Annotated in this window: 24 protein-coding genes and 2 pseudogenes; 12 read left to right on the forward strand and 14 right to left on the reverse strand. The window is 72.5% G+C overall.

Features of this window, described 5'->3' with window-relative positions; all coding sequences use genetic code 11:
* Window positions 1–63 precede the first annotated feature (63 nt).
* Window positions 64–1,023: a polyphosphate kinase 2 gene (ppk2, locus tag ACFW6P_RS15990; protein WP_386359466.1), complete on the reverse strand. Its 960-nt coding sequence runs from the start codon at window positions 1,021–1,023 to the stop codon at window positions 64–66.
* 33 nt (window positions 1,024–1,056) lie between these two features.
* The gene (locus ACFW6P_RS15995; RefSeq protein WP_386359487.1) at window positions 1,057–1,302 is read right to left on the reverse strand and encodes a DUF6411 family protein; all 246 of its coding nucleotides are present in this window, start codon (window positions 1,300–1,302) and stop codon (window positions 1,057–1,059) included.
* A 436-nt stretch (window positions 1,303–1,738) separates the two neighbouring features.
* Here ACFW6P_RS15995 and ACFW6P_RS16000 point away from each other — a divergent pair, with 436 nt between their 5' ends.
* Window positions 1,739–3,241, forward strand: coding sequence for an arylsulfotransferase family protein (locus tag ACFW6P_RS16000; protein WP_386359467.1), 1,503 nt, complete (start codon window positions 1,739–1,741; stop codon window positions 3,239–3,241).
* 16 nt (window positions 3,242–3,257) lie between these two features.
* Here ACFW6P_RS16000 and ACFW6P_RS16005 read toward each other — a convergent pair whose 3' ends face one another.
* The gene (locus ACFW6P_RS16005) at window positions 3,258–4,004 is read right to left on the reverse strand and encodes an SDR family NAD(P)-dependent oxidoreductase (protein WP_386423966.1); all 747 of its coding nucleotides are present in this window, start codon (window positions 4,002–4,004) and stop codon (window positions 3,258–3,260) included.
* Complete coding sequence (locus tag ACFW6P_RS16010) at window positions 4,001–4,837, reverse strand: endonuclease/exonuclease/phosphatase family protein (RefSeq protein WP_386359469.1); 837 nt, start codon at window positions 4,835–4,837, stop codon at window positions 4,001–4,003. The genes ACFW6P_RS16005 and ACFW6P_RS16010 overlap by 4 nt, the downstream gene beginning before the upstream one ends.
* A gap of 237 nt (window positions 4,838–5,074) precedes the next feature.
* Here ACFW6P_RS16010 and ACFW6P_RS16015 point away from each other — a divergent pair, with 237 nt between their 5' ends.
* Window positions 5,075–5,476, forward strand: coding sequence for a hypothetical protein (locus ACFW6P_RS16015; RefSeq protein ID WP_386359470.1), 402 nt, complete (start codon window positions 5,075–5,077; stop codon window positions 5,474–5,476).
* Between the two features lie 316 nt (window positions 5,477–5,792).
* Window positions 5,793–6,491, forward strand: coding sequence for a pyridoxamine 5'-phosphate oxidase family protein (locus tag ACFW6P_RS16020; RefSeq protein ID WP_386359471.1), 699 nt, complete (start codon window positions 5,793–5,795; stop codon window positions 6,489–6,491).
* 136 nt (window positions 6,492–6,627) lie between these two features.
* Here ACFW6P_RS16020 and ACFW6P_RS16025 read toward each other — a convergent pair whose 3' ends face one another.
* A complete protein-coding gene (locus ACFW6P_RS16025; protein WP_386359472.1) occupies window positions 6,628–7,242 on the reverse strand; it encodes a DUF998 domain-containing protein in 615 nt (204 codons plus the stop codon).
* 151 nt (window positions 7,243–7,393) lie between these two features.
* Here ACFW6P_RS16025 and ACFW6P_RS16030 point away from each other — a divergent pair, with 151 nt between their 5' ends.
* The 5 genes from ACFW6P_RS16030 to ACFW6P_RS16050 all read left to right on the forward strand — a co-directional run bounded on the left by ACFW6P_RS16030 (window position 7,394) and on the right by ACFW6P_RS16050 (window position 11,565).
* Entirely contained in the window at window positions 7,394–8,392 is a 999-nt protein-coding gene (locus ACFW6P_RS16030; RefSeq protein WP_386359473.1) for an anion permease, read from the forward strand.
* A gap of 20 nt (window positions 8,393–8,412) precedes the next feature.
* Window positions 8,413–9,075 (forward strand): hypothetical protein, encoded by a 663-nt coding sequence (locus ACFW6P_RS16035; RefSeq protein ID WP_386359474.1) that lies wholly within the window; start codon window positions 8,413–8,415, stop codon window positions 9,073–9,075.
* Between the two features lie 3 nt (window positions 9,076–9,078).
* Entirely contained in the window at window positions 9,079–9,915 is an 837-nt protein-coding gene (locus ACFW6P_RS16040; RefSeq protein WP_386359475.1) for a PP2C family protein-serine/threonine phosphatase, read from the forward strand.
* 90 nt (window positions 9,916–10,005) lie between these two features.
* Window positions 10,006–11,016 (forward strand): MASE1 domain-containing protein, encoded by a 1,011-nt coding sequence (locus ACFW6P_RS16045; protein WP_386359476.1) that lies wholly within the window; start codon window positions 10,006–10,008, stop codon window positions 11,014–11,016.
* A gap of 51 nt (window positions 11,017–11,067) precedes the next feature.
* Window positions 11,068–11,565, forward strand: coding sequence for a molybdenum cofactor biosysynthesis protein (locus ACFW6P_RS16050; protein WP_386359477.1), 498 nt, complete (start codon window positions 11,068–11,070; stop codon window positions 11,563–11,565).
* Between the two features lie 24 nt (window positions 11,566–11,589).
* On the opposite strand, the gene ACFW6P_RS16055 is transcribed toward ACFW6P_RS16050, so the two are convergent.
* The 3 genes from ACFW6P_RS16055 to ACFW6P_RS16065 all read right to left on the reverse strand — a co-directional run bounded on the left by ACFW6P_RS16055 (window position 11,590) and on the right by ACFW6P_RS16065 (window position 14,567).
* Complete coding sequence (locus ACFW6P_RS16055; protein ID WP_386359478.1) at window positions 11,590–12,249, reverse strand: YceI family protein; 660 nt, start codon at window positions 12,247–12,249, stop codon at window positions 11,590–11,592.
* Window positions 12,250–12,432: 183 nt separating this feature from the next.
* Window positions 12,433–13,305 (reverse strand): transferase, encoded by an 873-nt coding sequence (locus ACFW6P_RS16060; protein ID WP_386359479.1) that lies wholly within the window; start codon window positions 13,303–13,305, stop codon window positions 12,433–12,435.
* Window positions 13,302–14,567 (reverse strand): glycosyltransferase family 4 protein, encoded by a 1,266-nt coding sequence (locus ACFW6P_RS16065; RefSeq protein WP_386359480.1) that lies wholly within the window; start codon window positions 14,565–14,567, stop codon window positions 13,302–13,304. The genes ACFW6P_RS16060 and ACFW6P_RS16065 overlap by 4 nt, the downstream gene beginning before the upstream one ends.
* Before the next feature lie 208 nt (window positions 14,568–14,775).
* Between ACFW6P_RS16065 and ACFW6P_RS16070 the strand changes: the two genes are divergently transcribed.
* Window positions 14,776–16,494, forward strand: coding sequence for a VanW family protein (locus tag ACFW6P_RS16070; protein ID WP_386359481.1), 1,719 nt, complete (start codon window positions 14,776–14,778; stop codon window positions 16,492–16,494).
* A 126-nt stretch (window positions 16,495–16,620) separates the two neighbouring features.
* Complete coding sequence (locus ACFW6P_RS16075) at window positions 16,621–18,012, forward strand: Tat pathway signal sequence domain protein (protein ID WP_386423968.1); 1,392 nt, start codon at window positions 16,621–16,623, stop codon at window positions 18,010–18,012.
* Between the two features lie 45 nt (window positions 18,013–18,057).
* Here the strand turns inward: ACFW6P_RS16075 and ACFW6P_RS16080 are convergent.
* The 4 genes and pseudogenes from ACFW6P_RS16080 to ACFW6P_RS16095 form a co-directional block, all read right to left on the reverse strand.
* Window positions 18,058–18,785 (reverse strand): annotated as a pseudogene (locus ACFW6P_RS16080) (carbonic anhydrase).
* A 217-nt stretch (window positions 18,786–19,002) separates the two neighbouring features.
* Window positions 19,003–21,225 (reverse strand): catalase/peroxidase HPI, encoded by a 2,223-nt coding sequence (gene katG, locus ACFW6P_RS16085; RefSeq protein ID WP_386359483.1) that lies wholly within the window; start codon window positions 21,223–21,225, stop codon window positions 19,003–19,005.
* Between the two features lie 49 nt (window positions 21,226–21,274).
* Window positions 21,275–21,709 carry a Fur family transcriptional regulator gene (locus ACFW6P_RS16090; protein WP_386359484.1) on the reverse strand — a complete coding sequence of 145 codons (435 nt, stop codon included), beginning with the start codon at window positions 21,707–21,709 and terminating at the stop codon, window positions 21,275–21,277.
* 267 nt (window positions 21,710–21,976) lie between these two features.
* Complete coding sequence (locus ACFW6P_RS16095) at window positions 21,977–22,852, reverse strand: hypothetical protein (RefSeq protein ID WP_386423970.1); 876 nt, start codon at window positions 22,850–22,852, stop codon at window positions 21,977–21,979.
* Between the two features lie 157 nt (window positions 22,853–23,009).
* Here ACFW6P_RS16095 and ACFW6P_RS16100 point away from each other — a divergent pair, with 157 nt between their 5' ends.
* On the forward strand, window positions 23,010–24,455 hold the full coding sequence (locus ACFW6P_RS16100) for a glyceraldehyde-3-phosphate dehydrogenase (protein ID WP_386359486.1): 1,446 nt from the start codon (window positions 23,010–23,012) through the stop codon (window positions 24,453–24,455).
* 199 nt (window positions 24,456–24,654) lie between these two features.
* Here ACFW6P_RS16100 and ACFW6P_RS16105 read toward each other — a convergent pair whose 3' ends face one another.
* Window positions 24,655–24,828: a CsbD family protein gene (locus ACFW6P_RS16105; protein WP_003995073.1), complete on the reverse strand. Its 174-nt coding sequence runs from the start codon at window positions 24,826–24,828 to the stop codon at window positions 24,655–24,657.
* Window positions 24,829–25,043: 215 nt separating this feature from the next.
* On the opposite strand from ACFW6P_RS16105, the gene ACFW6P_RS16110 reads away from it, so the two are divergent.
* Entirely contained in the window at window positions 25,044–25,397 is a 354-nt protein-coding gene (locus ACFW6P_RS16110) for a hypothetical protein (RefSeq protein ID WP_386359488.1), read from the forward strand.
* Window positions 25,398–25,580: 183 nt separating this feature from the next.
* Here the strand turns inward: ACFW6P_RS16110 and ACFW6P_RS16115 are convergent.
* Window positions 25,581–25,810, reverse strand: a pseudogene (locus ACFW6P_RS16115) (nitrate reductase); the annotation flags it as partial.
* Window positions 25,811–25,977 lie beyond the last annotated feature (167 nt).

The raw sequence follows: 25,977 nt of genomic DNA on the forward strand, positions 1-25,977 counted from the left end.
CGCCCGGGGGGGGGGGGGCGTCCCCCCCCTCCCCACCCCTGCCGTGGTGGGGCGCCAGGAACGTCAGTCGGTGTCGGGGTGGTTGCCCGGCCCGTCGGCGGCGTCGGGGGACAGTGGGGTGGGTGACAACGTGGTGTCCTCCTCACCGGGTTCCAGAAGGGTGTCGGCGGCGCCCACGATGAGGGGATCGGGCATGCCGACCGCCTCGGCGTCCTTGCGGTCGTAGTCGATGCGCGACAGCAGGCTGCGCATGGTCTCCAACCGGGCGCGCCGCTTGTCGTTGCTCTTGACGACGGTCCACGGAGCATGCGCGGTGTCGGTGGCTCGGAACATGTCTACTTTTGCCTCGGTGTAGTCGTCCCAGAGGTCCAGGGAGGCCAGGTCCGTGGGGGAGAGCTTCCACTGCCGCACCGGGTCGACCCGCCGTATCGCGAAGCGCGTGCGCTGCTCGGAACGGGACACCGAGAACCAGAACTTCACCAGCAGGGTGCCGTCGTCGACCAGCATCTTCTCGAAAGCCGGGCACTGTTCGAGGAACAGCTCGTACTCGTCCTTGGAGCAGAAGTCCATCACGCGCTCGACGCCGGCCCGGTTGTACCAGGAGCGGTCGAAGAAGACGATCTCGCCGGCCGTCGGCAGCTGCGCGATGTACCGCTGGAAGTACCACTGTCCCATCTCGCGTTCGGTGGGCTTGTCCAGGGCGACCACCCGTGCGCCGCGCGGGTTGAGACGCTCGATGAGCCGCTGGATGGTGCCGCCCTTGCCCGCCGCGTCGCGCCCCTCGCACACGACGACCACGCGTGCACCGGTGTCCTTGACCCACCGCTGGAGCTTGAGCAGCTCGATCTGCAGGATGCGCTTGGTCCGCTCGTACTCCTTGCGGCCCACCTTCCGGTCGTACGGGTGGTTCTCCCGCCACGTCCGGATGGGCCGCCCTTCCGCGTCCAGCACGACCGGTTGCTCGCGCCGGCTGGCGTCCACGGTCAGGCCGTCCAGCAGGTTGCTCGCGTCCTCGGCGTTCACCGTCTGTGTCCTCAACTCCGCCCGTGTCGTCGATCAGAAGGGCATGCGGCCGCGGGAGCGGCGGCCTGCCGAACCGCTGCGGCCGACCGCGCGGGAACTGGTGTGGAAGGGCTTGCTGAGGAGGCGGCCGAGCGCGCCGGGCGCCTTGCCTCCGGCGCGTGCCCCGGCACCGAGCGTGCGCTGCGTGCCGCGCTCGGGGTGGCGGGACAGCCGCGGGACGAGAAAGGCCAGGACGGCCAGAACCACACAGACGGCGATGACGACGCCAACGACCACGATCGACTCCTTCGCTCTACGGGACGGATACACAGGTGCCCCGCCCTGCCCCGCCCATGTCCGGTCCGGGGCCGCGGCTGAGGAGGGCGGGCCGTCGTCCGGCCGACTGTCCGGGTGAGTCCGCGTCTGCCGGACGGCCCACCCGGGTGGCGCGGAGCGGGTCCCGGGGTCCCGTGTCGCTTACGGTCGCCCGAGATGTGATCCCAGGACGTGCAGGAACCAGTGGCACCGCCGTGCGAGACGGGGTGCCAGGCAGGACGGGAGGACGGCATTGGCGAGGCGAGATCTGAGAGCGGGCCGGGCACCGGGAGGCGCGTGGCGCGCTGTCGGGGCCGGCGTGCTCGCCGCGGGGTGTGTGGCCGCGAGCTGCGTGCCCCCGGCGGCGGCGAGTCCACGCGGGGACGACCGGGCGTGCGCGACGGAGCCCTATCCTCCGGCGGTGAGCCCGCCGCCTCCGCTCCTCTCGGGCAGGGATGTGTGGAGCTTCGTCTCCGAGCCGCGCCTGCGCCCCATGCGGGTGACCGTGAGGGAGAACAAGCCGGGAACGGCTCCCGGGGACGTCTTCCTGGGCCCGTACAGCGGGGCCAGGATGATCGGCCGGACCGGCGCGTTGATCAACGACAACTCCGGTGACCCGGTCTGGTTCCGTCCACTGCCCTCGCCGCTGCTGCAGAGCACCGACGTGAAGGTCCAGACGTACCACGACCCGCGCAAGGGCGGTCAGGGGCAGCCGGTGCTGACCTGGTGGCAGGGGAGCATGGCGCTGCCGCCGTACTACACGAACCTGCCTCCGGGTTCCCCGGAGCCGGGCGGGTGCTACTACATCTACGACAGCCACTACCGGCTGCTGAGGACGGTGTTCGCGCATCACGGCTACCACCCGGACGAGCACGAGTTCCGCCTGACCCGCAGGGGTACCGCGCTGTTCATCGCGTCCAGGCCGGAGCCCATGGACCTCAGGCCGTACGGAGGTCCCCGGGACGGCTTCATCGAGAACCACGAGATCCAGGAGGTCGACCTCGCCACAGGCCGGCTGGTCTTCTCGTGGAACGCGCTGGACCACCTGGACCCGGCGGACTCGCAGCAGCCGGCGTCCGACGCGACGTCATCCGGCGGGGTGTGGGACGCCTTTCACATCAACTCGGTCGACGAGGGTCCCGGCGGCCGGCTGCTGATCTCGGCCCGCAACATGTGGGCGATCTACGACGTCACCAAGCGGACCGGGAGGATCCGCTACCAGATCGGAGGCAAGAAGAGCGACTTCGCCTTCGGACCCCACGCGGACTTCTCCTGGCAGCACAACGCCCGGTACCGGCCGGGCGGCCGGATCAGCCTGTTCGACAACGCGTGCTGCCGGCTGCCCGGGGGCTCCCCCACCGAGCCGTCGCACGGTCTGATCCTCGACCTCGACCTCCGCGACCGGAAGGCGACCGTGGACCGGACCTACTACCACCGGCCGCCACTCGTGTCAGCGACCCAGGGGAACAACCAGGTCCTTCCCAACGGCAACGCGTTCATCGGGTGGGGCCAGAGCTCCTACTACTCCGAGTACGCGGGTGAGGGAAACACCGCCGCCGACGGCTCGCGCAACCAGCTCTACGACGTGAGGCTGCCGGGCTCCAACATCTCGTACCGGTCCTTCCGGTACGAGTGGACCGGCACCCCGTACTACCCTCCGCGTGCCGCGGTACGCGCCGACGCGCGGGGAAGCGTCGTCCACGCCTCCTGGAACGGCTCGACCGAGACCAGGGCGTGGCGGGTGCTCGCCGGGTCCGGCCCCCGCTCGCTGTCGGTCGTGGTCGAGCGTGCCAGGCGCTCCGGCTTCGAGACGGCCGTGCGCACGGACTGCCCCGGTCCGTTCTTCCGGGTACAGGCGCTGGACGCGCGGGGCAAGGTCATCGGGACCTCCCGCGTGGTGCGGCTGAACCGGCCCGAGGGCTGATCGCTCGGCCGGGGTGCTACGTCAGGTTCAGTCCGCCGTCGAGGACGATGACCTCGCCGGTGAGATACGTGGACGCGATCACCGACGCGACGAGGTCGGCCACGTCGGCGGGCTGGGCCGGGCGGCGCATGGGCGCGCGGTACTCCCACAGTTGGTGGGCCTGCGCCCAGTCCTTCGTCAGGGGGGTGTCCACCAGCCCCGGCGCCACCGCGTTGACCCGCACCTCCGGCGCGAGCGCGGCGGCGAGCAGCCGGGTCACGTGGTTCAGCGCGGCCTTGCTCGCCGCGTACGGCACCGACGCCCCCTTGGGGCGGACCCCGGCGTGGCTGGTGATGTTCACCACGCAGCCGCCGGCGGGGGCTGCCCGCAGTGCCGGAAGCGCCTGAGTGCACAGCACCCAGGGCGCGATGAGGTTGACCTCCAGCAGCGCACGCCAGTCGGCCGGTGTGGCCGCGGCCAGGTCGTGGTGCGGGATGGGCCGGCTGACGCCCGCGTTGTTCACCAGGACGTCCAGCCGCCCGTACCGGCCGAGCGCCGCCTCGACCAGGCCCCGGGCCTCCTCCTCGACCGCAAGGTCCGCCCGGACGTACGTCCCGCCGAGCTCCGCCGCCAGCGCCTGACCGGCCTCCGGGCTGCGCCGTGAGTGCACGACGACGCGCATCCCGTCCGCCGCCGGCCGCCGCGCGACGGCCTCGCCTATGCCCGACGTGGACCCGCTGACCCGGGCGACGGGCCGGTCCGCTCTCCCGGTTCCCCTGTTCACGAGAGGTCCAGGTCGGCGTACAGCACGTGGTGGTCCGAGACCTCGGTCGGACGCACCCGGTGCTCCAGTGGGGCGATGCCCCGCAGGAAGACGTAGTCGAACTTGCTCTGCCAGTCGGTGGTCGCCTCGCAGACGGCGGTGAGGGAGGGGTGGCACTGGGGGTCCGCGTCCGAGGCGAGTTCCCACATGCCGGTGAGTTCGGGAGCGTCCGGCACGGCGTTGAAGTCGCCGAGGACGATCGCGCGGTCGTGCCGGGCGACCTCCGTGGTGAGCACCTCGGTCTGGGCCGCCCGGACGGCCTCCTGACGCCGCTGGGCCAGATGCGTGTCGAAGACCCGGACCTGCCGGCCGCCCACCGTGGTGGTGACCGCCATGTACCCGCGGTCCTCGGACCCGCCCTCGGGGTATTCCACGCTGACGGGGTCGGTCATCGGAGCCGCGGAGAGGATCGCCTGCCCGAACGCCCCCGGGTCCCAGGGCACTCCCCCGCACCGCCCCCAGCTCTGCAGGACCGTCCCGTACTCGACGTGGTAGACCAGCCCGTGGAGGCTCTCCAGGTACTCCCGGATCCTCTCGACGTCGCGCACACAGGCCTCCTGCATCCCGACGACCTGAGGGGCGTACGCGGCGATCTCGGCGGCCCGGTCGGCGTTGCTCACCTCGCACGGGTTGCAGAGGTTCCACGTCATGACGCGGTTCGGCACCACGTCCCTGGCGGCTTCGACGGGCAGGGAACCGGCGAAGACGGCACCGCTGGGCGCACTGGGACCGATGAACACGACGCAGATCACCGCGATCGCCCCCGCGAAGAACCGCGCACCCCTGCTCAGCATCGTCTCCCCCTCGCCGCGGACACACCGGGTGTCCGGCGCGCTCAGCCACGAGGTTACGAGACAGGGGTGTCAGCGGCGCGTAACGGTGAGCGGCAGGATCAGCGCCCGGGCCGGGCCGCGGATCTCCCGGCCGACCCCAACCTCACCCGTCATGGGTGATCACCTTACGCGGGCCGCACCCCATGATCGGAAGGGCAGCACCCATCGCTGCGGTGACGAGGAAGTGAGGGAGCAGCCATGACCACCACCACCCACCACCGCTCACGGACGGCCCAGGCAGGCGCCGGCGGGCTGGTGACGTTCGCCGCCATCCTGCTGTTCGTCGCCGGCGTCCTGGATCTGTTCCGGGGCATCATGGCGATCGCCAACGACGACATCTACGTGTCCACCCCCAACTACATCTTCAAGTTCGACCTCACCGGCTGGGGCTGGATCCAGCTGATCCTGGGCGTGATCGCCCTGGGTGTGAGCGCCGGTCTCTTCACGCGCGCCCTGTGGGCGAGGGTCGTCGGGGTCGGCATCGCGGCCCTGCTGATCATCGCCAACTTCCTGTCGATCCCCTACTACCCCGTGTGGTCACTGGTACTGATCGCGCTGTACGCCTTCGTCATCTGGGCGCTGTGCGCCGTGCGTGACTGACCGGCGCGGGGCCAGGCGGCGAGATCGGCCGGCCGCACAGACGGTGAGGGTCTGGGCACGCCGTGTGCCGTGAGGGAGAAGGGAGCCGGGCAGGGGCCGTGACCCACGCCACACCTCCTTGATCACGGCAGCCGGCGGCACGCCGCCGCCTCTGCTCTACGCTCGTCCACACCACCCACGGCACCTTTCCCCCAGCCAGCCATACGACCGGCATCACCGGCGCGCCCGCATCCGGGGCGCGAGCCGGGCGCGAGCGCCTCTCCCCCCACGCGGATCGGGCGACCGCGGCCCCCGCCGATGCCTGTCAGGAGGACCGTTGCAGCACGATCAGCGCGCCGACCGCCCCGGAAGCCGCGGAGAACACGAAGTCCAGCGTGAGCTCGGCACCACCGACCGGGCCGACCGGTTCTACGACGAGCAGGTCCTGGACCGCCTCAACCCGAGGATGCGCGCGTTCGTCGGCCGCCAGGAGATGTTCTTCCTCGCCACCGCCGACAGCCGCGGGGAGTGCGACAGCACCTTCCGCGCCGGGCCCCCCGGTTTCCTCCACGTCCTCGACGACACGACGCTCGCGTACCCGGAGTACCGCGGCAACGGTGTCATGGCCTCCCTCGGGAACATCCGGGAGAATCCGCACGTCGGCCTGCTGATGATCGACTTCTCGGCGGACCGGATCGGTCTGCACGTCAACGGCCGGGCGCGCCTCGTCACCGACCCCGCCATGCGCCGGAGCCGCCCGGGCCTGCCGGTCGACGCGATACCCGGCCGCCGTCCGCAGATGTGGGTCGAGATCGACGTCGAGGAGGCGTACGTCCACTGCTCGAAGCACATCCCCGGTCTCGTCAGGGCGCAGGTTCCGGCACAGTCACGGACACCGGGCCGTGTGCCGCGGAACGCGGACGAGGCGAACGGTACGGGCGCCGGGGGCGAGCGGCCTTGGGGCACCGACGACGTGAAGCGCAAGGGCGGCGACTACTTCGGCGCGGCAGCGGCGAGGAGGGCCCCGGCCCGCTGACGCCGACGGAGGCGTGGAGCCCTCCACGACGGCCTGCCGGTCCCGTGCCGCGAGCCCACCGCCTCACAGGCCGAACCTCGAGGTGCTCGGCGCCGGTGGACCGACTCCACCGTGCGCATCGCGTACCGAACACGAGCTACCGGCGTACCAGCCCGGCGGGTTGACGTGCCCGGGCGGTGGTGCGCAGGCACGAGAGCGCGACGAGGAACGGCCAGACCGACTGCACGGTGGTCACCGCGCGTTCGGCCACGCCGGGGACTCCACGGAACCGGAGTTCCAGCAGGAACCAGGCCGCGCCCCCGGCCATGACGGCGGTCGCTCCGAAGGCGGGCAGGGGGCGCAGAGCCCAGGGCACGCAGTCGCCGGTCCGGGCGGCGAGGAGGGGCCAGGCGGCGAGGAGGACGAAGCCCGCGGCGGCCACCCAGCCGTGCGTGAGGGACCCCCCGCTGCTGGCCGTGGGGAAGAGCACCACGGCCAGCGCCGCCACTCCCCCGGCCGCCAGGCTCACCCGTCCGGCGGTGGCGGCGGGGCGCAGTCCCCAGGCGGTGAGCAGGTGGCAGACGCCGAGGACGACGAAGGCGGTCGTCATCACCCAGTAGCCCGAGCCTCCGGGGGCCGCCAGGACGCTGATCGTCTGGGCGGCCGCGTCGTATGCGGCCCCGTGGAGCGAGGCCGCCACCAGCCAGCCCAGGATCAGCGCGACGGGTGCGCATCCCGACGACAGAAGGACCCATCTAGGAACAGATCGCATCGTGCCACCGTAAGGCGGGACATTCGTTTCCCGGTGGCAGCCGGTCCCCCGCCGCGGGGCGGGCCCGCCCCGGCCGGCCTAGTCGCGCGGTCCGCTTCGGCCGCGGGGGCGCAGGATGGAACCGGCGGCGTGTGGCGGGAGGTGACCGGTCGTGGAACTCACCCTGGTGGCGCTGATCATTGTCGTGGGACTGACGTTCGACTTCACCAACGGATTCCACGACGCCGCCAACGCGATCGCCACCTCGATCTCCACCCGGGCCCTGACGCCGCGCGTCGCGCTGGTCATGGCCGCGGTGATGAACTTCTGCGGCGCCTTTCTGGGGACGGGTGTCGCGGAGACCGTCGGAAGCGGCATCATCGGGGCGCCCGAGGAGGTCTCGGGGCTGCTGCTGGTCCTGTGCGGGCTGCTCGGCGCGATCGGCTGGAACGTGTTCACCTGGTGGCGGGGGCTGCCGACGTCGTCCTCGCACGCGCTGATCGGCGGTCTGGTCGGCGCCGCGCTGGCCGCCTCGGCGACGGTGCACTGGTCCGGGATCATGAACAAGGTCGTGCTCCCGATGCTGCTGTCCCCGCTGGTCGGTGTGGCGCTCGGGTACGCGCTGCACGTACTGATCCTGTGGCTGTTCCGGCATGCCGCGCCGCGGAGCACCGTACGGCGCTTCCGGATGGCGCAGACGGTGTCGGCGGCGGCGATGGGGCTGGGGCACGGCCTGCAGGACGCCCAGAAGACGATGGGCGTCATCGTGCTCGCCCTGGTGACGGCCGGGTTGCAGGACGGATTCTCCGTGCCGGTGTGGGTGATCGTCGCCGTGGCCCTCGCCATGGCCGCGGGGACGTACAGCGGCGGGCGGCGCATCATCACCACCCTCGGGCGGCGCATCGTGCACCTGGACCCGCCGCGCGGGTTCGCCGCCGAGACCGCCGCGGCGAGCGTCCTCTACACCACCGCGTTCCTGGTGAAGGCGCCGATCTCCACCACGCAGACGATCACCGCGGCGATCCTGGGTGCCGGTGCGACCCGGCGTGCCTCCGCCGTACGCTGGCAAGTGGCACGATCCATCGTCACCGCCTGGGTGCTGACGTTCCCCGGCGCCGGCATCCCGGCCGCATTGCTCTATCTGTTCCTGCATGCCGTCACCGGTGTGTGACGGCCAGCCGGAGGCCGATCATGAGTGCCTTCCCCGCCCGCCGGCCGCCCGAGCCGCCCCGCGCCGGTGCACCGGCCGGTCTTCCGGCGCCCGCGCGTTTCGCCCATCTGCACCCCGACGGCGGGGCCTGCCTGATGGAGGCGGCCGCCCTGCTGGGCGGCGGCCGCTTCACCGACACCCCGCCCGGCACGCATCCGGCGCTCGCCGCGCTGGCCCGTGCCGTCAACGACAGCGTCGGCGACTCCGCCCGGGCGGCCCTGTGGCCCCTGGCCGCCGAACTCGCCGACGCGTACCCCGAGGGCCGGGACTACGCCCCGTCGCTCGTCGCCCTGGCGGCCGACGCGGCCCTGCTGTCCCGTCCCGGGGCACGCCGCCCGGCGCGGCACGGCCGGGTGTGCCGCCGACGGGCCGAACGGGTCGCCCACGTCCATGCGGAGGGCCGACCGGGCCGCCTCGCCGATCTGCTGTGGTGGCGGGGGCCGGGACGCCGGTACCTGGAACACGCGCTGCGTGTGCTGTGCGCCGCGCCGGACGCCGACCTGCGGCTGTCCGGCTTGCTGCGGCAGGCCGTGGCCGAGGCCCGGGACGGCACGGCCGACGGCGCGGCCGCGAGGTCGAGCCCGCCCGCGCCGAAGCCCCTCGGCACCTCTCACCGGTCGGGTGCCGGGCCGGGCGGTGCGTGATCCATGGCCCGCACCGGCACGACCGACGGCGGCGACGAGCTGCTGAACAGGCTCGGGGCCCTGACGGCCCAGGCCCGCGCCCAGGCGGAGATGCAGCGGTCCCGGGTCGAGCTGGCCATCGCCCTGCAACGCGGCATGCTCCCGCGGGACCTTCCCCGGGCCCGCCGGCTGCACCTGGCCGTGCGCTACGCGCCCGCCACCCAGGGCCTCAACGTGGGAGGCGACTGGTACGACGCGTTCACGCTGGGCGACGGCCGGATCGCGCTGTCCATCGGTGACGTCCAGGGGCACAACATCGAGGCCGCCGCCTTCATGGGGCAGGTGCGGGCAGGGCTGCGGGCGCTGGCCTCCGTCACCGGTGAGCCGGGCGAGGTCCTTTCCCGGACCAACGATCTGCTGCTGTCGCTGGGCTCCGACCTGTTCGCCACCTGCACGTTCATGCGGCTGGACCCGTGCGCCGGGGTGCTGGAGAGCGCGCGGGCGGGGCATCTGCCCTGCGTGTGGGCCACGGCCGACGGGAAGTCGGGCGTCACCGCGGACGAGGGCGGCCCACCCCTCGGAGTCCTGGCCGGGACGCCGTATCCCGTCACCCGGTACGAACTCACGACGGGCGGGGTGTTCGTGCTGCTGACGGACGGTGTCGTCGAGGGGCCGTCGATGCCGCTGGAGGAGGGCCTCGACCAGGCGGTGCGGCTCGCGGGGACCGCGGCGGTGGCGGGCATGGACGTGGACGCGCTCGCGGCGGCCGTGATCAAGGGCGCCGAGCGGGTGGGGCACGACGACGACGCGGCCGTCCTGGTGGTCGGCCTGGACGGGCCGGAGACCGCGCCGCCCGTGTAGCCACGCACCGGCGGCACGGCGGCCGGTGCCTCAGCCATAGGGCCGCGGGGCGCGGCCCTCACCTCGCCGACCCGTCGGCCCCGGTGTCTCATGAGTGCTGTGGTGGGTTGCCAGGATCTGCGCACGCCGGCCGTCTTCGCTCTGCGGACACTGGCCGTCGCCGCCTGCTACTTCGTGTCCGCGCAGCTGGGCCTGTTGCGCGAACTGGTCGTCTCCGGTGCGGTCGTCACGCCCATCTGGCCCCCCACCGGCGTCTCGGTCGCCTTCCTGCTGCTGTGCGGGCTGCGCTGCTGCCCGGGGATCGCCCTGGGCGCCCTGTTCGTCATCCTGTCCCTCACGTCCCTGACGCCGTCGGCGCTGGGTGTTCTCGTCGGCAACACGGCCGCGCCCGTCGTCGGGTACCTGCTGCTGCGCCGGGCGGGCTTCCGTACGGATCTCGCACGGCTGCGGGACGGCCTGGCCCTGGTGTTCCTGGGCGCGTTCACCGCGATGCTGATCAGCTCGACCACGGGCGCCGGGCTGCTGCTGGTGACGGGCCGGCTCGACTGGCCGGGGTTCTGGGCCGTGTGGCTCGCCTGGTGGGTGGGGGACGCGATGGGCGTACTGATCGTCACGCCGGTGCTGCTCCTGCTGGCCCGCATCCGCCCGCCGCTGCCCCTGTCGCGCTGGAGGGAAGCCACGGGGCTGGCGGTCATCGCCTGCGCTCTGGTGCCGCTGGCCGCGCACAGCTCCGTCAGCGTGCTGTTCCTCGTCTACCCGCTGCTGATCTGGGCGGCTCTGCGTTTCCAGCTGGCGGGCAGCATGATGTGCGCCCTGTTCGCCTCGGTGACGGCGACGGTGGCGGCGGCCGACCGGGTGGGGCCCTTCGAGCGGCTGAGCCGGGTCGAGGTCATGATCAAGCTGCAGGCCTTCAACGGGGCGATGGCGCTCACGGCCCTGATCCTGTCGGCCGTGATCACCGAGCAGGTCAACACGCGGCGTTCGGTGGAGCACGCGTGCCAGGAGCTGGTCGAGGTGCTGGAGCACCTGACGGCGGGCGAGTCCGCGGAGGCACGGGCCCCGGTGCGGGAGAGCGGGGCCGGGCGACGGCCGGACGAGTGAGCGGCCGCCGCCCCCCCGGCCCCGTGGCCGCCGGGACGTAGGGTGGCCGCCATGACCGAGGTGGAGGTGCTGCAGCTGCTGGTGTCGCCCTCGCACCGGCTGGCCGGACGCCCGGCCGACGGGCCCGCTCCCGGCCCGCCCGACGAGCGTGTCACCCGGGTGGAGGTACGCGGCGGCCTGGGCCTGGTCGGCGACCGCTACTACGCCCGGCCCGCGCACCGGAACGCCTCGGTCACGATGATGGCCTCGCAAGGACTCCCGGCGGACGCGGACCTGCGTCACACCCGCCGGAACGTCCTCCTCGGGGGCGTCGACATCGATGCCTGCGTCGGGGCGACGATCTCCCTCGACTGCGGCACCGGGCCGGTGCTGTTCTCGGTGAACCGTCCCGCCCGGCCCTGCGCCTGGATGGACGTGACCATCGGCCCGGGCGCGCAGCGGGCCCTGCGCGGCCGGGGCGGGGTGCGGTGCACGCCCCTCGGCGACGGGGTGCTGACGCTCGGCCCGGCGACGTTCCGTGTCGTCGCCGGGACCGGCGCCGCGCCGTAGCGGACTCCTGGGGCCTCGGGGGTGTCAGGCGGCCGAGGGCGGGGTGCGGATGGCGGCGATGTCGAGCTGCAGCCGCACCTTCTCGCTCACCATCGCGCCTCCCTCGGCGAGCCTGCTGTTGTACGTCAGGCCCCAGTCCGAGCGGTTGATGGTGGTGGTTCCGTCGAAGCCGACCCGGTCGTAGCCGAAGGGGTCGGTGACGCACCCGATATACGTCATGTCCAGAATGACGGGACGGGACACGCCTTTGATGGTCAACTCCCCCGACATACGAAACAGGTCGGTGTCCACGTGTTCCACCGCCGTGCTGGTGAACCGCATATGCGGATAGGTCGCGGCGTCGAGGAAGTCACGCCCCACCAGGTGGGCGTCACGTTGTTCCACCCCGGTGTCGACGCTGGAGGTGAACAGAGTGACGTCGGCCTGCGACCGCGCGGGGTCGTGGGCGTCGAAGTAGAGGCGGCTCTCGTACTCCAGGAAACAGCCGCGCACGGTCGTCACCATGGCGTGGCGGACGGAGAAGCCGATTCTGCTGTGCGCGGGGTCGACCACCCATTCACCGGTGAGATCGGCCGGGTGGGGGGCTGCCGGCACGCCGACGGGGAAGACAGGCGCGCCGGGGTGCTGTGGGGGGACGGGCGGCGCCTGCCGGCGGGACGGCACGACACGGTTGAACAGGTTCATGGTTCATCTAGGTACTTGACTTTGGTATTCGCCGCAAGTCCCCTGCCGTTTTGCGGGTGTTGAGGACGCAACCCTGGCTCTTTGCCGCTGTTTCTTGCACAGAACCCACACATCGCTGTCGCGGCACACTTCCGTGAAAAGCGTCCGGAGCCCCGTGGCTTTCCCTGTCGGGGAGCTCGGAAATCAGGGCCGTGTTTCCTCGATCGCAAGGTCGTTGTCGACGGTGTGATACGCGCGCAGGACGGCCCCGTCCACGGGGACGCCCGGGTGGACATGGACGTGCTTGCGGTCCGCCACGTCGTCGAGCAGGCGGCCGATCCGCACCGGGGCCGCGCCGGCGGTGGGCCGGACGAAGGCGTCCCAGAAGCGTCCCCCCGCCTCTCCCCTTCCCCCTCGCCCGGCATCCAGTTCCTCGGGGGTGACGGTGAAGGAGAAGCCCCTGCCGTCGTCGTCGATCCGGGGGTGGATCTCCCGCGCGGTGGGGGTGCCCCTCAGGCACAGCCGCACGGTGGCGTCCTCGCGCAGCTCCGCGCCGTGCAGGCGGGCGGTGACGGTCATGGCGCGGTCCACGATGTGGAGGGCGTGCGTCTCGGCGTGGGCGGGGCGCAGCCAGGTCCGGAGCGCCAGGAAGCCGTCCTTGGTGGCGTAGGGGATCCGTACGGCGACGGGTGCGGGCCGGTCGCGCAGGTGCCCGTCGACGAGGACGCGCAGGTCGCGCAGGCCGGGCCGCAGCCGCTGCCGCTCCGCTTCGGGATCGGTGAGCAGGTACAGGTCCCAGCGGCCTTCCTGGAGGGCGGGGTGCGGTTCCAGTATGCCGGCCGGACGGCCGTCGGCCGGGTCCGGCTCCAGGTCGAGGTGGCGCAGGATCTCCTCGGGCCGGCCCTTCCCGGGGCGCAGCCGCAGGAGCAGCCGGGGGCGTGGGACGGAGGAGGGCGGGAGGCGGAAGGTGATCCGGCCCCCGATGTCGACGGCGCAGTCGGTGCGCAGGCGGGTGTCCTGGTGCGCGGTCATCGTCGGCTCGGCCTTTCCTTCGGTGTCCCGTCGTGCCGCCGTCATCGGCGGCCCTTGCGCAGCGCGCGCAGCGCCCCGGCGGCGGCCGCCAGGGCCGCGTCGCGGGCGGCGTGGCCCCGGCCGGACAGGGCGCTGTGCGTGCCGCGGCCCTCCGGGGTGGTCCGCCGGCCCGCGGTTCTGGCGGCGAGCGCGTCGGCGAGGATGCGCTCGGCCTGGGCGACGACGGGACCGGGGGCGAAGCGGCGGGCGTTGTCCAGGGCTGCGCGGCCCATGCGGCGGCGGCGCTCGTCGTCGCCGACGAGTTCCAGCAGGGCGGCGGCGAGGGCGTCACGGTCGCCGGCCGGGACCAGCCGGCCGTCGGTCCCGTCCGCGATGATCTCGCCAGGGCCGTAGGGGCAGTCCGTGCTGACGACGGGCAGGCCGCAGCGCATGGCCTCGACGATCGTCATGCCGAACGGTTCGAAGTCGGAGGCGGCCGCTCCGATCGAGGCCTTGACCCATTCCGCCTCCATGGGAGTGGCGGCCCCCATGAGGAACACGTTGTTCCAGAGCCCGAGCTGTTCGATGAGCTGCCGCAGCCGGGGCTGCTCCTCGCCCTTGCCGTAGATGCGCAGCTGCCAGTCGGGATGGGCGGCGGCGACCAGGGCGAACGCCCCGACGAGCAGGTCGTAGCGCTTGACCCGGACCAGGCGCCCGGCGGCGACGACGATCTTGGAGGTGCCGTCCGCGGGAGGCAGCACCGGATCCGGGACGCTGTTCGGGAGGGCCTCGACATGGACGCCGGGCAGCCACATCGTGCGCCGGTAGACGGCGGCGTCCGCCTCGGTGACGGTGGTGATCACGTCGAGGCGGCGGTAGGCGCGACGCAGCACGGTGCGCAGCCGCGGCGAGTGGTTGTCGAGGGTGAGGTGCTCCTGGCCGACGCGCAGGACGTGCTCGGGGGCCTGGCGCGCGATGTGCACGTTGAGGCCCGGGCGGGTGCCGATGACGACGTCCGCGTCGAGCGCCGCCAGGTGCTCGCCGATGCGCTGGTCGGTGAGCTCGCTGTACTGGTGGTGGCGGTACTCGGCGGGCGGGAACACCCTCGCGGGTCTCCGGTGGAGGGGATGGTCCGCTTCCTTGCGCAGGTCCACCAGCGCCCGCAGCCGCACCCGGGGGTGGGGGGTGAGGAGGGGGTGCTCGAGGTGCCGTAAGGCGGAGACGACCTCCACGTCGTGCCGTTCGGCGAGTGCCCCTGCCAGGTTGAACGTGGTGGTGATCGTGCCTCCGATCCCGTAGGCGTTGTGGATCAGGAAAGAGATCTTCATGGTGGCCTGGATCGCGCCAATGACCGGAGGGTTGTTCGTCGTTACCATTCTGTGGCCGGGTGCGGGCGAGAGCGGCGACGGGGCCTTTTCGGAATGATCTCGGACATAAGTGGTCTGGGCCATACCACTGTGCCGCCGGGGTGTGCATAGCTGGAGGTGTTTGCCCGCAGCAACGACGCCGGGCGCACCCCATGTCTTCAGGAGTCCCATGCGCCCTCGAATGACCACCACCCGCCGCGCCACCTCCCTCCCTTCCCTGGCCCTGACCGGCGGAGCCCTCGCCGTGGGCGTCGGCGGGCTGTATCTCGCCGGGCTCCTCGTCACCGGCGGGGAGATCGAAGCCGGTACGACGGTGCGCGGCGTCGAGATCGGGGGGCTGAGCCGCGCCGAGGCGGTGCGGAAGCTGGAGCGGTACCTGGGGGCGGCCGGCGCGCGGGACCTGCCCGTACGGGTCGGTGACCGGACGGCCACGGTGGACCCGCGGCGCGCCGGGCTGTCCTACGACGTCCAGGAGACCGTCGACCGGGCGGTGCGCACCGGCAGCGACCCCGTGGGCGTGGTCGGCGCGTTCTTCCACGAGGGCGGCGCCATCGAGCCCGTCGTGCGCGTCGACGAGGGCAAGGCCCGGGCCGCCCTCGGGCAGCTGGCGAAGGGGCTCGACCAGAAGGTCCGGGACGGTGCCGTCGGCTTCCGGGACGGGAAGGTCGAGCAGACCGCCCCGCGCACCGGCTACGCCCTGGACGTGGAAGGCGCGGTCGCTCCCCTGCGCGCGTCCTTCCTGCGCGGTGACGCCGGTGCGGTGACGGCCCTGCCCACCCGCGAGACCCGGCCGAAGGTGACGGCCGAGGAGGTGCGCCGGGCGGTGCGCGCGTTCGCGCAGCCGGCCGTGTCCGCGCCCGTCACGCTCACCGCGGCCGGCGAGCGCTTCTCGGTGAGCCCCGAGGTGCTGGGCGATCACCTGGCCCTGCGGGCGGACGACAGCGGCACGCTCCGGCCGGAACTCGACGCGAAGGGGCTGCGCGAGGAGCCCGAGGTGGCCGGACCCCTCGACGAGGTCACCACCACCGCGAAGAACGCCGAGCTCCGGCCGGACGGCGACCGGGCCGTGATCTCCCGGGACGCCACGATCGGCCAGGAGGTCACGGACAAGGCGCTCGGCAAGGCCGTGCTGCCGCTGCTGACCCGGTCGGGCGAGGCCCGCGGCGGCGAGGTGGAGGTGCGCGGGATCCAGCCCGAGGTGACCCGCGAGAACGCCGCGCGGCTGGGGCTGACCGAGACGATGTCCTCCTTCGCGGTGGAGTTCGAACCGGCCGAGTACCGGACGAAGAACATCGGCCGGGCGGTGGAGCTCATCAACGGCTCCGTCGTGCAGCCGGGCGAGACGTGGAGCTTCAACCGGACCGTCGGGGAGCGCACCGAGGCGAACGGCTTCACGGAGGGCATCATCATCCTCGACGACAAGTACACCAAGGCGGCCGGCGGTGGCGTCTCGACCGTGGCGACGACCGTGTACAACGCGCTGTTCTTCGCCGGGGTCCGGCCCGTGGAGCACGGGGCGCACTCGTTCTACATCGAGCGCTACCCGGAGGGCCGCGAGGCCACGGTCGCCTGGGGCAGTCTCGATCTGCGGTTCACCAACGACTCGGGCAAGGCCCTCTACATCCAGGCCGAGTCCACGGACACGTCGGTGAGCGTCTCCTTCCTCGGCACCCGCGCGTACGAGGGGGTCCGGTCCGTCACGGGGCCGCGCACCAACGTGAAGGAGCCGGAGAAGAAGGTGAGCGACGACAAGGAGTGCGTGCCGCAGACACCGCTCGAAGGGTTCGACGTCACCGTGGAGCGAGTGTTCTACAACGACGGCCGGGAGGTGCGGCGCGAGCCGTTCCGCACCCATTACACACCGCGTGACGAGATCGTCTGCGAGTGAACCACCCGCCGTCCGGCCGGTTCCGCCTCTCCTCGGCGGATCTCCTCTCGACCAGGGCGTTGACCCTCCCCCGGCGCGCCAGCAGAATGAGCGCGCATCGTTGAGAGCGCTCTCAAGGGGAGATCCATGACTGGCAGACAAGGCCCGGCGCTGAGCCGGCGCACGCTCATCGGGGCCGGACTCGGCGCCGCGGGAACGGCCGCGGTCGGCACCGGACCGGCATGGGCGGCCGGCTCGACCGCGTCCGGGCCCCGGTCCGCCCCGGCCCGGGGGCGGGCCTTCCTCGCCGCCGCCATGGACGCCTATCCGGACCACGGGCACATCCGCCTCACCCAGAGCTACACGGACCAGGCCGGCCTGTTCAGCACCGCGTTCACGTACGACAACGCCCTGGCCGTCCTGGCACACCTCGCGGCCGGCACCGCGGACGGCCTGACCCGGGCGAAGGCGCTGGGCGACGCCCTGCTCTACGCCCAGCTGCACGACCCGGTGTACGACGACGGCAGGCTCCGGCAGGCCTACAACGTCGGGCCGTACACCTTCTACGACGGCTCCCCGCAGCCGGACGGCTTCGTACGGCCGGACGGAACCGTCAACGTCGGGACGCAGTTCGGCTTCACGGGCACGGCGGTGGGCGACATGGCCTGGGCGGGCATCGCGCTGAGCGCCCTCGCCCGGCGCACCAAGGCACGCCGCTTCCTCACGGGCGCGACGCGGATCGGTGAGTGGATCGAACGGACCGGCCGCACGGACGAGCCGCTGGGCGGCTACAAGTTCGGGGTGGACGGGGCCAACCAGAAACTGCCGTTCACCTCCACCGAGCACAACACGGACCTGGTCTGCCTGTTCGGGCGTCTGGCCCGGCTCACCGGTGACCGGGTGTGGCGCGAACGGCGCGAGCGGGCCGAGGCGTTCGTGCGGCGCATGTGGGAGCCGTCCGGCGGATTCTTCTACACCGGTACCAACGACGGCGTGACCGTGAACAGGTCGCCGGTCCCGGAGGACACCCAGACCTGGACGTACCTCGCGTTCGGCGACCGGACGCGGGGATACGGCCGCTCACTGGACTGGGCGGCGGCCGAACTGGCCGTCCGGGACCACTCCGGCCGCCCCAACAGCACCGTCCCCGCGGGCCAGTCGTACGAGGGGGTCACCTTCAGCTCGGCGAGCCTCCTCGCCGACGAGGACGCGCCGATCGCGGCAGGCCAGCCGAAGCCGGACCGCAACGCCGTGTGGTTCGAGGGCACGGCCCATCTCGCGCTCGCCCTGCGGGAGCGCGGGGCGCGCGGTGACGAGGCACGCGCCCGGCGGCTGCTGGCGTCGACCGAGCTGGCGCAGGACCTGCTGGGTGGCGGCCAGACCGTGGGAGGGGCGGCGCTTCCCCAGCGCAGTGGCGTGGTGTCCGCGAGCAGCCCGCTGGACACGGGATTCGGCTTCGGCTACTACCCGTACCGGCACACCGGCGCGACCGCCTGGTACCTGCTGGCGGCGGCGCGCCGCAACCCGCTGAGGGCCTGACGGGGCGGCCCGGTCCGCCGGCCTGTGCGGTGGACCGGGCGCCGCTCACGCGATGCGGCGGACGACCTGGGTGGTCAGTTCGCAGCGGGCGCCGAGGATCGCCAGCCGGCCGGAGGCGACCCGCGCGGCGGGCTCGGGTCCGCGGCCAGTCCGGAGCGCACGAGCCGGACGTCGGCGCTGACGGTCGCGTCGATCCGGGCGTCCCCCTCCTCGCCGTGGTCCATGGCGGGGCTGATCCGGTCGACCAGGTACTGCATGTGGGCGGGCAGGCGGTTCCCGGACCGCTCCGCCTCCACGGCGGCCCGGACGGCGCCGCACGACTGGTGGCCGAGCACGACGACCAGGGGTATGGCGAGTTCCAGGACGCCGTAGGCGACGCGGCCGGGGACGGCCTCGTCGAGGACCTCGCCGGCGGTCCGGACGGTCATCAGGTCGCCCAGACCCTGGTCGAAGACCAGTTCCGGGGGCACGCGGGAGTCGATGCAGCCGAGGACGACCGCGAAGGGGTACTGGCCGGTGGTCAACGCCTACCGGACGACGGGGTCTTCGTGCGGGTGCCGTTCCCGGTGGGCGCGCCAGCGGCGGTTTCCCCCGGCCGGCTCCCTCAGCGCCTCGTCGGGGGTGGTGTGCCGCAGGGGCGTGTCCCGGGTACGCGTGACGGCGGTGGCGGGTGCGGCGGCGAGGCCGGCTCCGAGGGCTGCCGCCCCGGTGAGCGCGGTGCGCAGGACGGTGCGGCGCACGGGGCCGCCGGTGGCCGGCCGGGAACCGGCCAAGGCGTGCGGGGCGGGCCTCGCGCCTTCGGGGGCGGCGGGGCCTGTGGTCACGACCCGAACGTATGCCCGGACGTGGGCCGGGTCGCGTTCCTTGCCCTTTCATGACAGGAGTTGGATGAGCAATTCCCTTGCCCTGACAGGAATTTGACGTGCCCTCAGAAGTACACGGGACGCCCCGGGCCGGCCGGCCCGGGGCGTCCTGTCAGGCGGGGTTGGATCAGACCAGGTCGAACCGGTCCAGGTTCATGACCTTGACCCACGCCGCGACGAAGTCGTGGACGAACTTCTCCTTGGCGTCGTCACTCGCGTACACCTCCGCGAGGGCCCTCAGCTCGGAGTTCGAGCCGAAGACCAGGTCGGCGCGGGAGCCGGTCCACTTGACCTCGCCGGTGGCGGCGTCGCGGCCCTCGAAGGCGGTCTGGTCCTCGGACGTCGACTTCCACGTGATGCCCAGGTCGAGCAGGTTGACGAAGAAGTCGTTGGTCAGCACGCCGGGCGTCCCGGTGAAGGCCCCGAGCGGGGACTGCTGGTGGTTGGCGCCCAGGACGCGCAGGCCACCGACCAGGACGGTCATCTCGGGGGCGCTCAGGGTGAGCAGGTTCGCCCGGTCGAGCAGCAGGTACTCGGCCGGCAGGCGGTTGCCCTTGCCGAGGTAGTTGCGGAACCCGTCGGCGGTCGGCTCGAGCGCCTCGAAGGACTCGGCGTCGGTGTGCTCCTCCGTCGCGTCCACGCGGCCCGCGGTGAAGGGCACCTCCACCTGGAAGCCGGCGTCCTCGGCGGCCTTCTCGACGGCGGCGGAGCCACCGAGGACGATCAGGTCGGCCAGGGACACCTTCTTGGCGCCGGCGCCGGAGTTGAACTCCTGCTGGACGCCCTCCAGGACGCGCAGGACCTGGGCCAGCTCGTCGGGCTCGTTGACCTCCCAGCCGCGCTGCGGCTCCAGGCGGATGCGGGCGCCGTTGGCGCCGCCGCGCTTGTCGCTGCCGCGGAAGGTGGACGCCGACGCCCACGCGGTGGACACCAGCTGCGCTACGGACAGGCCCGACTCCAGGAGCCTGGTCTTCAGCGCCGCGATGTCGGCGGCGTCGATGGGCTCGCCCTCGGCCTCGGGCAGCGGGTCCTGCCAGATGAGGGTCTCCTCCGGGACCTCCGGGCCGAGGTACAGGGACTTCGGGCCCATGTCACGGTGGGTCAGCTTGAACCAGGCGCGGGCGAAGGCGTCCGCGAACTCCTCCGGGTTCTCGTAGAAGCGGCGGGAGATGGGCTCGTAGATCGGGTCGAAGCGCAGCGCCAGGTCGGTCGTGAGCATCTTCGGGCGGTGCTTCTTCGACGGGTCGTGCGCGTCCGGGACGACCTCCGGGGCGTCCTTGGCGACCCACTGGTGGGCGCCGGCCGGGCTCTGCTCGAGCTCGTACTCGAACTCGAAGAGGTTCTTGAAGAAGCCGTTGCTCCACTGGGTCGGCGTGGCGGTCCAGGTGACCTCCAGGCCGGAGGTGATGGTGTCGCCGCCCTTGCCCGTGCCGTAGGTGTTCTTCCAGCCCAGGCCCATCTCCTCCATGGAGGCGGCCTCGGGGTCGGCGCCGACGTGGTCGGCGGGGCCGGCGCCGTGGGTCTTGCCGAAGGTGTGACCGCCGGCGATCAGGGCGACGGTCTCCTCGTCGTTCATCGCCATGCGGCGGAACGTCTCGCGGATGTCGCGGGCCGCGGCCAGCGGGTCCGGGTTGCCGTTCGGGCCCTCGGGGTTGACGTAGATGAGGCCCATCTGGACGGCGGCCAGAGGGTTCTCCAGCTCGCGGTCGCCGGAGTAGCGCCGGTCGTCGAGCCAGGTGGTCTCGGGGCCCCAGTAGACGTCCTCGTCGGCCTCCCAGACGTCCGCGCGGCCGCCTGCGAAGCCGAAGGTCTCGAAGCCCATCTGCTCCAGGGCGACGTTGCCGGTGAGGACCAGCAGGTCGGCCCAGGAGACGGACTGGCCGTACTTCTTCTTGACCGGCCACAGCAGGCGGCGGGCCTTGTCGAGGTTGCCGTTGTCCGGCCAGCTGTTGAGCGGGGCGAAGCGCTGCTGGCCCGCGCCGGCGCCGCCGCGGCCGTCGCTGATGCGGTAGGTGCCCGCGCTGTGCCACGCCATCCGGATCATCAGGGGGCCGTAGTTGCCGAAGTCGGCGGGCCACCAGTCCTGGGAGGTGGTGAGCACCTCCGCGATGTCCCGCTTCACGGCCGCGAGGTCAAGGGTCCGGAACGCCTCGGCGTAGTCGAACCCGCCGCCGAGCGGGTTGGCGACCTCGGGGTTCTTGGCGAGGATCTTCAGGTTGAGGCGCTCCGGCCACCACTGACGGTTGCCGCCGCCCTGGGTCGGGTGCGGTGCCCGGTCGTGCGCGACCGGGCAGCCGCCCGTCTCCGCCTGCTTCGCATCAGTGATGATCGCGTCGTGGTTCTCGGTCATGGGAATCCTTCCGGACGGGGTGGATCACGGTGCTGGGTGGATCACGTGCTCAGGAACTGCGGGCGGTGGAACAGCCGGGGCACAGACCCCAGTAGATGACCTCGGCCTCGTCGACGGCGAAGCCGCGGTCGTCGGACGCGGTCAGGCAGGGGGCGTGGCCGACCGCGCAGTCGACGTCGGCGACGGCTCCGCACGACCGGCACACGAGGTGGTGGTGGTTGTCGCCGACCCGCCCCTCGTAGAGGGCCGGGCTGCCGGGTGGTTCGAGGCGGCGTATGAGTCCGGCCGCGGTGAGGGCGTGGAGCCCCTCGTAGACGGCCTGGACGGAGATGTGGCCCACGCGGACGCGCACTGCGGAGGCGATCGCCTCGGCGCCGAGGTGGTCGCCGTCCCGCACGGTCTCCAGCAGCGCGACGCGAGCGGCCGTCACCCGCAGGCCGGCACCGCGCAGCTCCTCGGCGGTCGGGGTCCGGGATGCGGTCATGCCGACAACCTAGCGGCACAAACACGAACGGTTCAAGAAAACTAACGGTTCAATTTTGGTGTCGCGCCGGTGAGGACATGGGGAGCCGCTCCACCCTCGACTTGCGAACTCCATCACATCAGCGAGGTAGATCCGCTGGACACAGACACCGGACACAGAACGTGCGGGTGGCGTGCCGGACCGTGGACCCTGAGGAGCGCCTACGACGGCAGGGGCCAGCCCGGGCCATCACCGAGCGGCTCGCCCAGGCCTTTCCGAGCGGCTCGCTCAGGCCTTCACCGATGTCAGCCGTTCGAGCCGGGCCGCCGCCGTCGACGCCCGGCGGGACGCGTCACGGACGCGGCGTTCGACGGCCCGTGCCTCTTCCCGGGCCGTGCGTTCGGCGAGGCGGGCCTGCTGGTGTTCGGCCCTGGCCCGCTCCAGTGCCCCGGTGAGCTCGCCGACGCGTTGCTGCAGGCGTTCGACCTGCTGTTTCGCATCGTCCACCACCCGGTCGGCCGTCTCCGCATCCTCGCGTACGGCGCGCAGCTCCCGCTCGGCGGCCTCTGCGGCCCGGCGCGCCTCGGCCAGGCGTCGTCTGTGCTGCTCGTCGGCCTTCCCGGCAGGCCGGGCGGGGGCGGCCTCCGCGGGCGGAGACGCACGGCGCCGGGGTGCGGCGCCGTCGGCCGCGGCCGGGAAGCCGACGGCCGCGTCGAGCGGCTTGGTCAGGCGTCCGGCCGCCCAGGCCTCGGCGGCCCCAGAGTCGGCGAGGACGGCGTGCAGGGTGTTCTCCACCTCGCGCTGCACGCTCGCGCCGATCGGATGACCGGCTTCCGCGGCGAGCTGCCTGGCCTGCAGGGACAGCGCGCGGACGAGTGCGTTCCGGTGGCGGCTCAGCTCGCGCAGCTGCGCGCCGTCCAGGTCCCGGTGCGCCTGCCGCAGCCCTTCCCCCAGCCGGAGCAGCGGCTCGACCTCACCGGGCCGGCCGCGGACGAGCAGATTGCCGACCCAGGCCGCGAGGCTGGGCTTGCGCAGCGCGCCGATCCGCGACGCGAGGTCCCGGTCGCCCGCGGTGCGGGCGGCGGCGACGGCCGACGCACGGGCGGAGGTGAACTCCTCCGGCCGCAGGGCGTACAGCTCGTCGGCCACGGCGTCGTAGTCCATGCGCGTCCCTTCCGCGCGGAAGCTCCGTTCTCCGATCGTCTCAGGCGGTGCCGCCGGGGGCGCGCGGAGGGCGGCCGGACGCCGTGGGGCACCCCGTTCAGGGCCGGGACATCGACGGTTTAACATATGAGCGCCGCCTAGCTCGAAAGATGGACTCGTGACTGTAGACGACGACTCGTTCACCAACTGGAAGAACCGCGAGGAGATCGCGGAGTCGATGATCCCGATCATCGGGAAGCTGCACCGGGAGCGGGACGTGACCGTCCTGCTGCACAGCCGCTCCCTGGTGAACAAGTCGGTGGTCAGCATCCTGAAGACCCACCGGTTCGCCCGGCAGATCGCCGGCGCGGAGCTCTCGGTCACCGACACGCTGCCGTTCCTGCAGACGCTCGCGGAGCTCGACCTCGGTCCGTCCCAGATCGACATCGGCATGCTCGCCGCGACGTACCGCGAGGACGACCGGGGCCTGACGGTCGCCGAGTTCACGGCCGAGGCCGTCGCCGGCGCCACGGGCGCCAGCAAGATCGAGCGGCGTGAGGGACGCGACGTCGTCCTGTACGGCTTCGGCCGCATCGGCCGGCTCGTGGCCCGCCTGCTCATCGAGAAGGCCGGCTCGGGCAACGGCCTGCGCCTGCGCGCCATCGTCGTGCGCGGCGGGGGCGAGCAGGACATCGTCAAGCGTGCCTCGCTGCTGCGCCGGGACTCCATCCACGGCCAGTTCCAGGGCACGATCACCGTGGACGAGGCGACCAGCACGATCGTCGCCAACGGCAACGCCATCAAGGTGATCTACGCGAACGACCCGTCCGAGGTCGACTACACGGCGTACGGCATCAAGGACGCCATCCTCATCGACAACACCGGCAAGTGGCGCGACCGCGAGGGCCTGTCCACGCATCTGCGCCCGGGCATCGACAAGGTCGTGCTGACCGCGCCCGGCAAGGGCGACGTCCCGAACATCGTCCACGGCGTCAACCACGACACGATCAAGCCGGACGAGCAGATCCTGTCCTGCGCGTCCTGCACCACGAACGCGATCGTGCCGCCGCTGAAGGCGATGGACGACGAGTTCGGCGTGCAGCGCGGCCACGTGGAGACCGTCCACTCGTTCACCAACGACCAGAACCTGCTGGACAACTACCACAAGTCCGAGCGCCGGGGCCGTTCCGCGCCCCTCAACATGGTCATCACCGAGACCGGCGCCGCCTCCGCCGTCGCCAAGGCCCTGCCCGACCTCAAGGCGAAGATCACGGGCAGCTCGATCCGGGTGCCGGTGCCCGACGTCTCCATCGCGATCCTCAACCTGCAACTCGCCCGGGAGACCACCCGCCAGGAGGTCCTCGACTACCTGCGCGAGGTCTCGCTGACCTCCCCGCTGAAGCGCCAGATCGACTTCACCAGCGCGCCCGACGCGGTCTCCAGCGACTTCATCGGCTCGCGCCACGCCTCGATCGTCGACGCGGGCGCCCTCAAGGTGGAGGGCGACAACGCGATCCTCTACCTGTGGTACGACAACGAGTTCGGTTACTCCTGCCAGGTCATCCGTGTCGTGCAGCACGTGTCCGGCGTCGAGTACCCGACGTACCCGGCTCCGGCGGTCTGATCCCGGCGAGCCAGGAAGAGCGCGGGGCATGCGGGCCCCGCGCTCTTCCGTCTTTGCATCGACGTGGCCGCGAACGTCCGAGGAGAGGCCAGGAGTAAGGCGGACGCACACGAGGCCGGTCCCCTTCAGGCCGCTCGCAGGCATGGTGGTGTGCCGCGCCCGTCATCGGGACACGGCACACCACCACGGACCGACGGCTTCAGTGCTTGAAGACGTCCTTCGTCTTCTCCTTCGCCTGCCTGGCGTCGCCCTTGGACTGCTCGGCGCGGCCCTCGGCCGTCAGGCGCTCGTTGCCGACCGCTCGACCCACCGTCTCCTTGGCCTTGCCCTTGGCCTGCTCTGCCTTCGCCTTGGCCTTCTGTTCTTCAGCCACGGTCAGCTCACTCCCAGTCGTGTCCGGCTCCTGGTCCCCCTCCGGGTGACCTTGAAGACCGCTTCTCAAACCCGGCGCGCCGATCAGACTCCCGCGCATGACGTACTTCTTCCACCTCCGCTAGGCACCGTCGGCGAAGCGAGGATCCCCCGTCGCCGACGACACGGGGCGGCGCAGCGCTGCCCCGAGTGCCGACGTGGAGGAAGAGCACCACCATGCACACGCCCCTCGTGGCGCGCTGCCTCCGCGGCCTGGAGGCCGTGGTCGCCGCCGAGGTCCTGGGGTCCGGGCTCGGCACCGTGACCGAACTGCGGCACCGCGAAGTCCGTTTCCGCACCCACCGCCCCGCACGTCCGCTGCGCACCGCCGACGACGTCTTCCTGCTCGCCACCCGGTCCCCCGACAGCGGACCCGCCCGGCAGGACCTGCACCGGCTCGGCGAGCTCGCCCGGCTCACCGACACCGACCGCCTGCTGCCCCTCAGGCACGAGGACTCGGCACCCGCCGCGGTCGAGGTCTCGGCCTCCTTCCTCGGCCGACGGGCCTTCACCCCGGTACGACGCCGGTGACGTCGTCGGCGAGGCCCTGGCGCAGGCGGCTCGGGGTGCCCTACCGCTCCCGGCGTGACGGGGCCGCTCCCCCGCCGGGCTGCTGCGGCTGGCGGCTGACGCTGGACGGCACGCGGGCCACGCTGATGCTGCGCGTCGACGACCGGCCGCTGCACCGGCGCGCGTACAAGCGGCACAACGGCCTAGGTTGTCGACCTGGACGGCGGCCGCCGTGGCCTGGTGGGACTGGTAGACGCCCTGGAGGACGGTGGACACCAGCCGCTTGCGCCGCCGAGGATGTCCGCCGCCCGCTCGGTCTGCGCAGCCGGCACGTCGCAGATCCCCGCCGCCCACTCAGGGGTGCAGTCCTCGACCCGGGCCGCGAGTTCCTCGAAGCCGACGGTGTGCGCCTCGAGGTACGCCCGGTCGAGACGCGGCCTGCACCCAGCGCTCCACGTCCTGCTCGGCGGTCCCCTCACGCGGGTGCGTGTCCGTGCGGACCGGCCAGGACGCGCCGCGCGCGTACGGGGTGCGCGGACCCCGAGGGTTCGCGAGGCGGTCGGACGAGGTGCCCACCGGTCCACCTCCTGAGGAGAACGGT

This window comes from Streptomyces sp. NPDC058741, assembly GCF_042746715.1.
Classification (GTDB): Bacteria; Actinomycetota; Actinomycetes; order Streptomycetales; family Streptomycetaceae; genus Streptomyces.

Bases quoted from the DNA above. Each gene is read 5' to 3' on its own strand.
- ACFW6P_RS16010 (WP_386359469.1), bottom strand. From the start codon at position 4,837: ATGCTGAGCAGGGGTGCGCGGTTCTTCGCGGGGGCGATCGCGGTGATC.
- ACFW6P_RS16015 (WP_386359470.1), top strand. From the start codon at position 5,075: ATGACCACCACCACCCACCACCGCTCACGGACGGCCCAGGCAGGCGCC.
- ACFW6P_RS16025 (WP_386359472.1), bottom strand. From the start codon at position 7,242: ATGCGATCTGTTCCTAGATGGGTCCTTCTGTCGTCGGGATGCGCACCC.
- ACFW6P_RS16035 (WP_386359474.1), top strand. From the start codon at position 8,413: ATGAGTGCCTTCCCCGCCCGCCGGCCGCCCGAGCCGCCCCGCGCCGGT.
- ACFW6P_RS16040 (WP_386359475.1), top strand. From the start codon at position 9,079: ATGGCCCGCACCGGCACGACCGACGGCGGCGACGAGCTGCTGAACAGG.
- ACFW6P_RS16045 (WP_386359476.1), top strand. From the start codon at position 10,006: ATGAGTGCTGTGGTGGGTTGCCAGGATCTGCGCACGCCGGCCGTCTTC.
- ACFW6P_RS16050 (WP_386359477.1), top strand. From the start codon at position 11,068: ATGACCGAGGTGGAGGTGCTGCAGCTGCTGGTGTCGCCCTCGCACCGG.
- ACFW6P_RS16055 (WP_386359478.1), bottom strand. From the start codon at position 12,249: ATGAACCTGTTCAACCGTGTCGTGCCGTCCCGCCGGCAGGCGCCGCCC.
- ACFW6P_RS16060 (WP_386359479.1), bottom strand. From the start codon at position 13,305: ATGACGGCGGCACGACGGGACACCGAAGGAAAGGCCGAGCCGACGATG.
- ACFW6P_RS16065 (WP_386359480.1), bottom strand. From the start codon at position 14,567: ATGAAGATCTCTTTCCTGATCCACAACGCCTACGGGATCGGAGGCACG.
- ACFW6P_RS16070 (WP_386359481.1), top strand. From the start codon at position 14,776: ATGCGCCCTCGAATGACCACCACCCGCCGCGCCACCTCCCTCCCTTCC.
- ACFW6P_RS16075 (WP_386423968.1), top strand. From the start codon at position 16,621: ATGACTGGCAGACAAGGCCCGGCGCTGAGCCGGCGCACGCTCATCGGG.
- katG (WP_386359483.1), bottom strand. From the start codon at position 21,225: ATGACCGAGAACCACGACGCGATCATCACTGATGCGAAGCAGGCGGAG.
- ACFW6P_RS16090 (WP_386359484.1), bottom strand. From the start codon at position 21,709: ATGACCGCATCCCGGACCCCGACCGCCGAGGAGCTGCGCGGTGCCGGC.
- ACFW6P_RS16095 (WP_386423970.1), bottom strand. From the start codon at position 22,852: ATGGACTACGACGCCGTGGCCGACGAGCTGTACGCCCTGCGGCCGGAG.
- ACFW6P_RS16110 (WP_386359488.1), top strand. From the start codon at position 25,044: ATGCACACGCCCCTCGTGGCGCGCTGCCTCCGCGGCCTGGAGGCCGTG.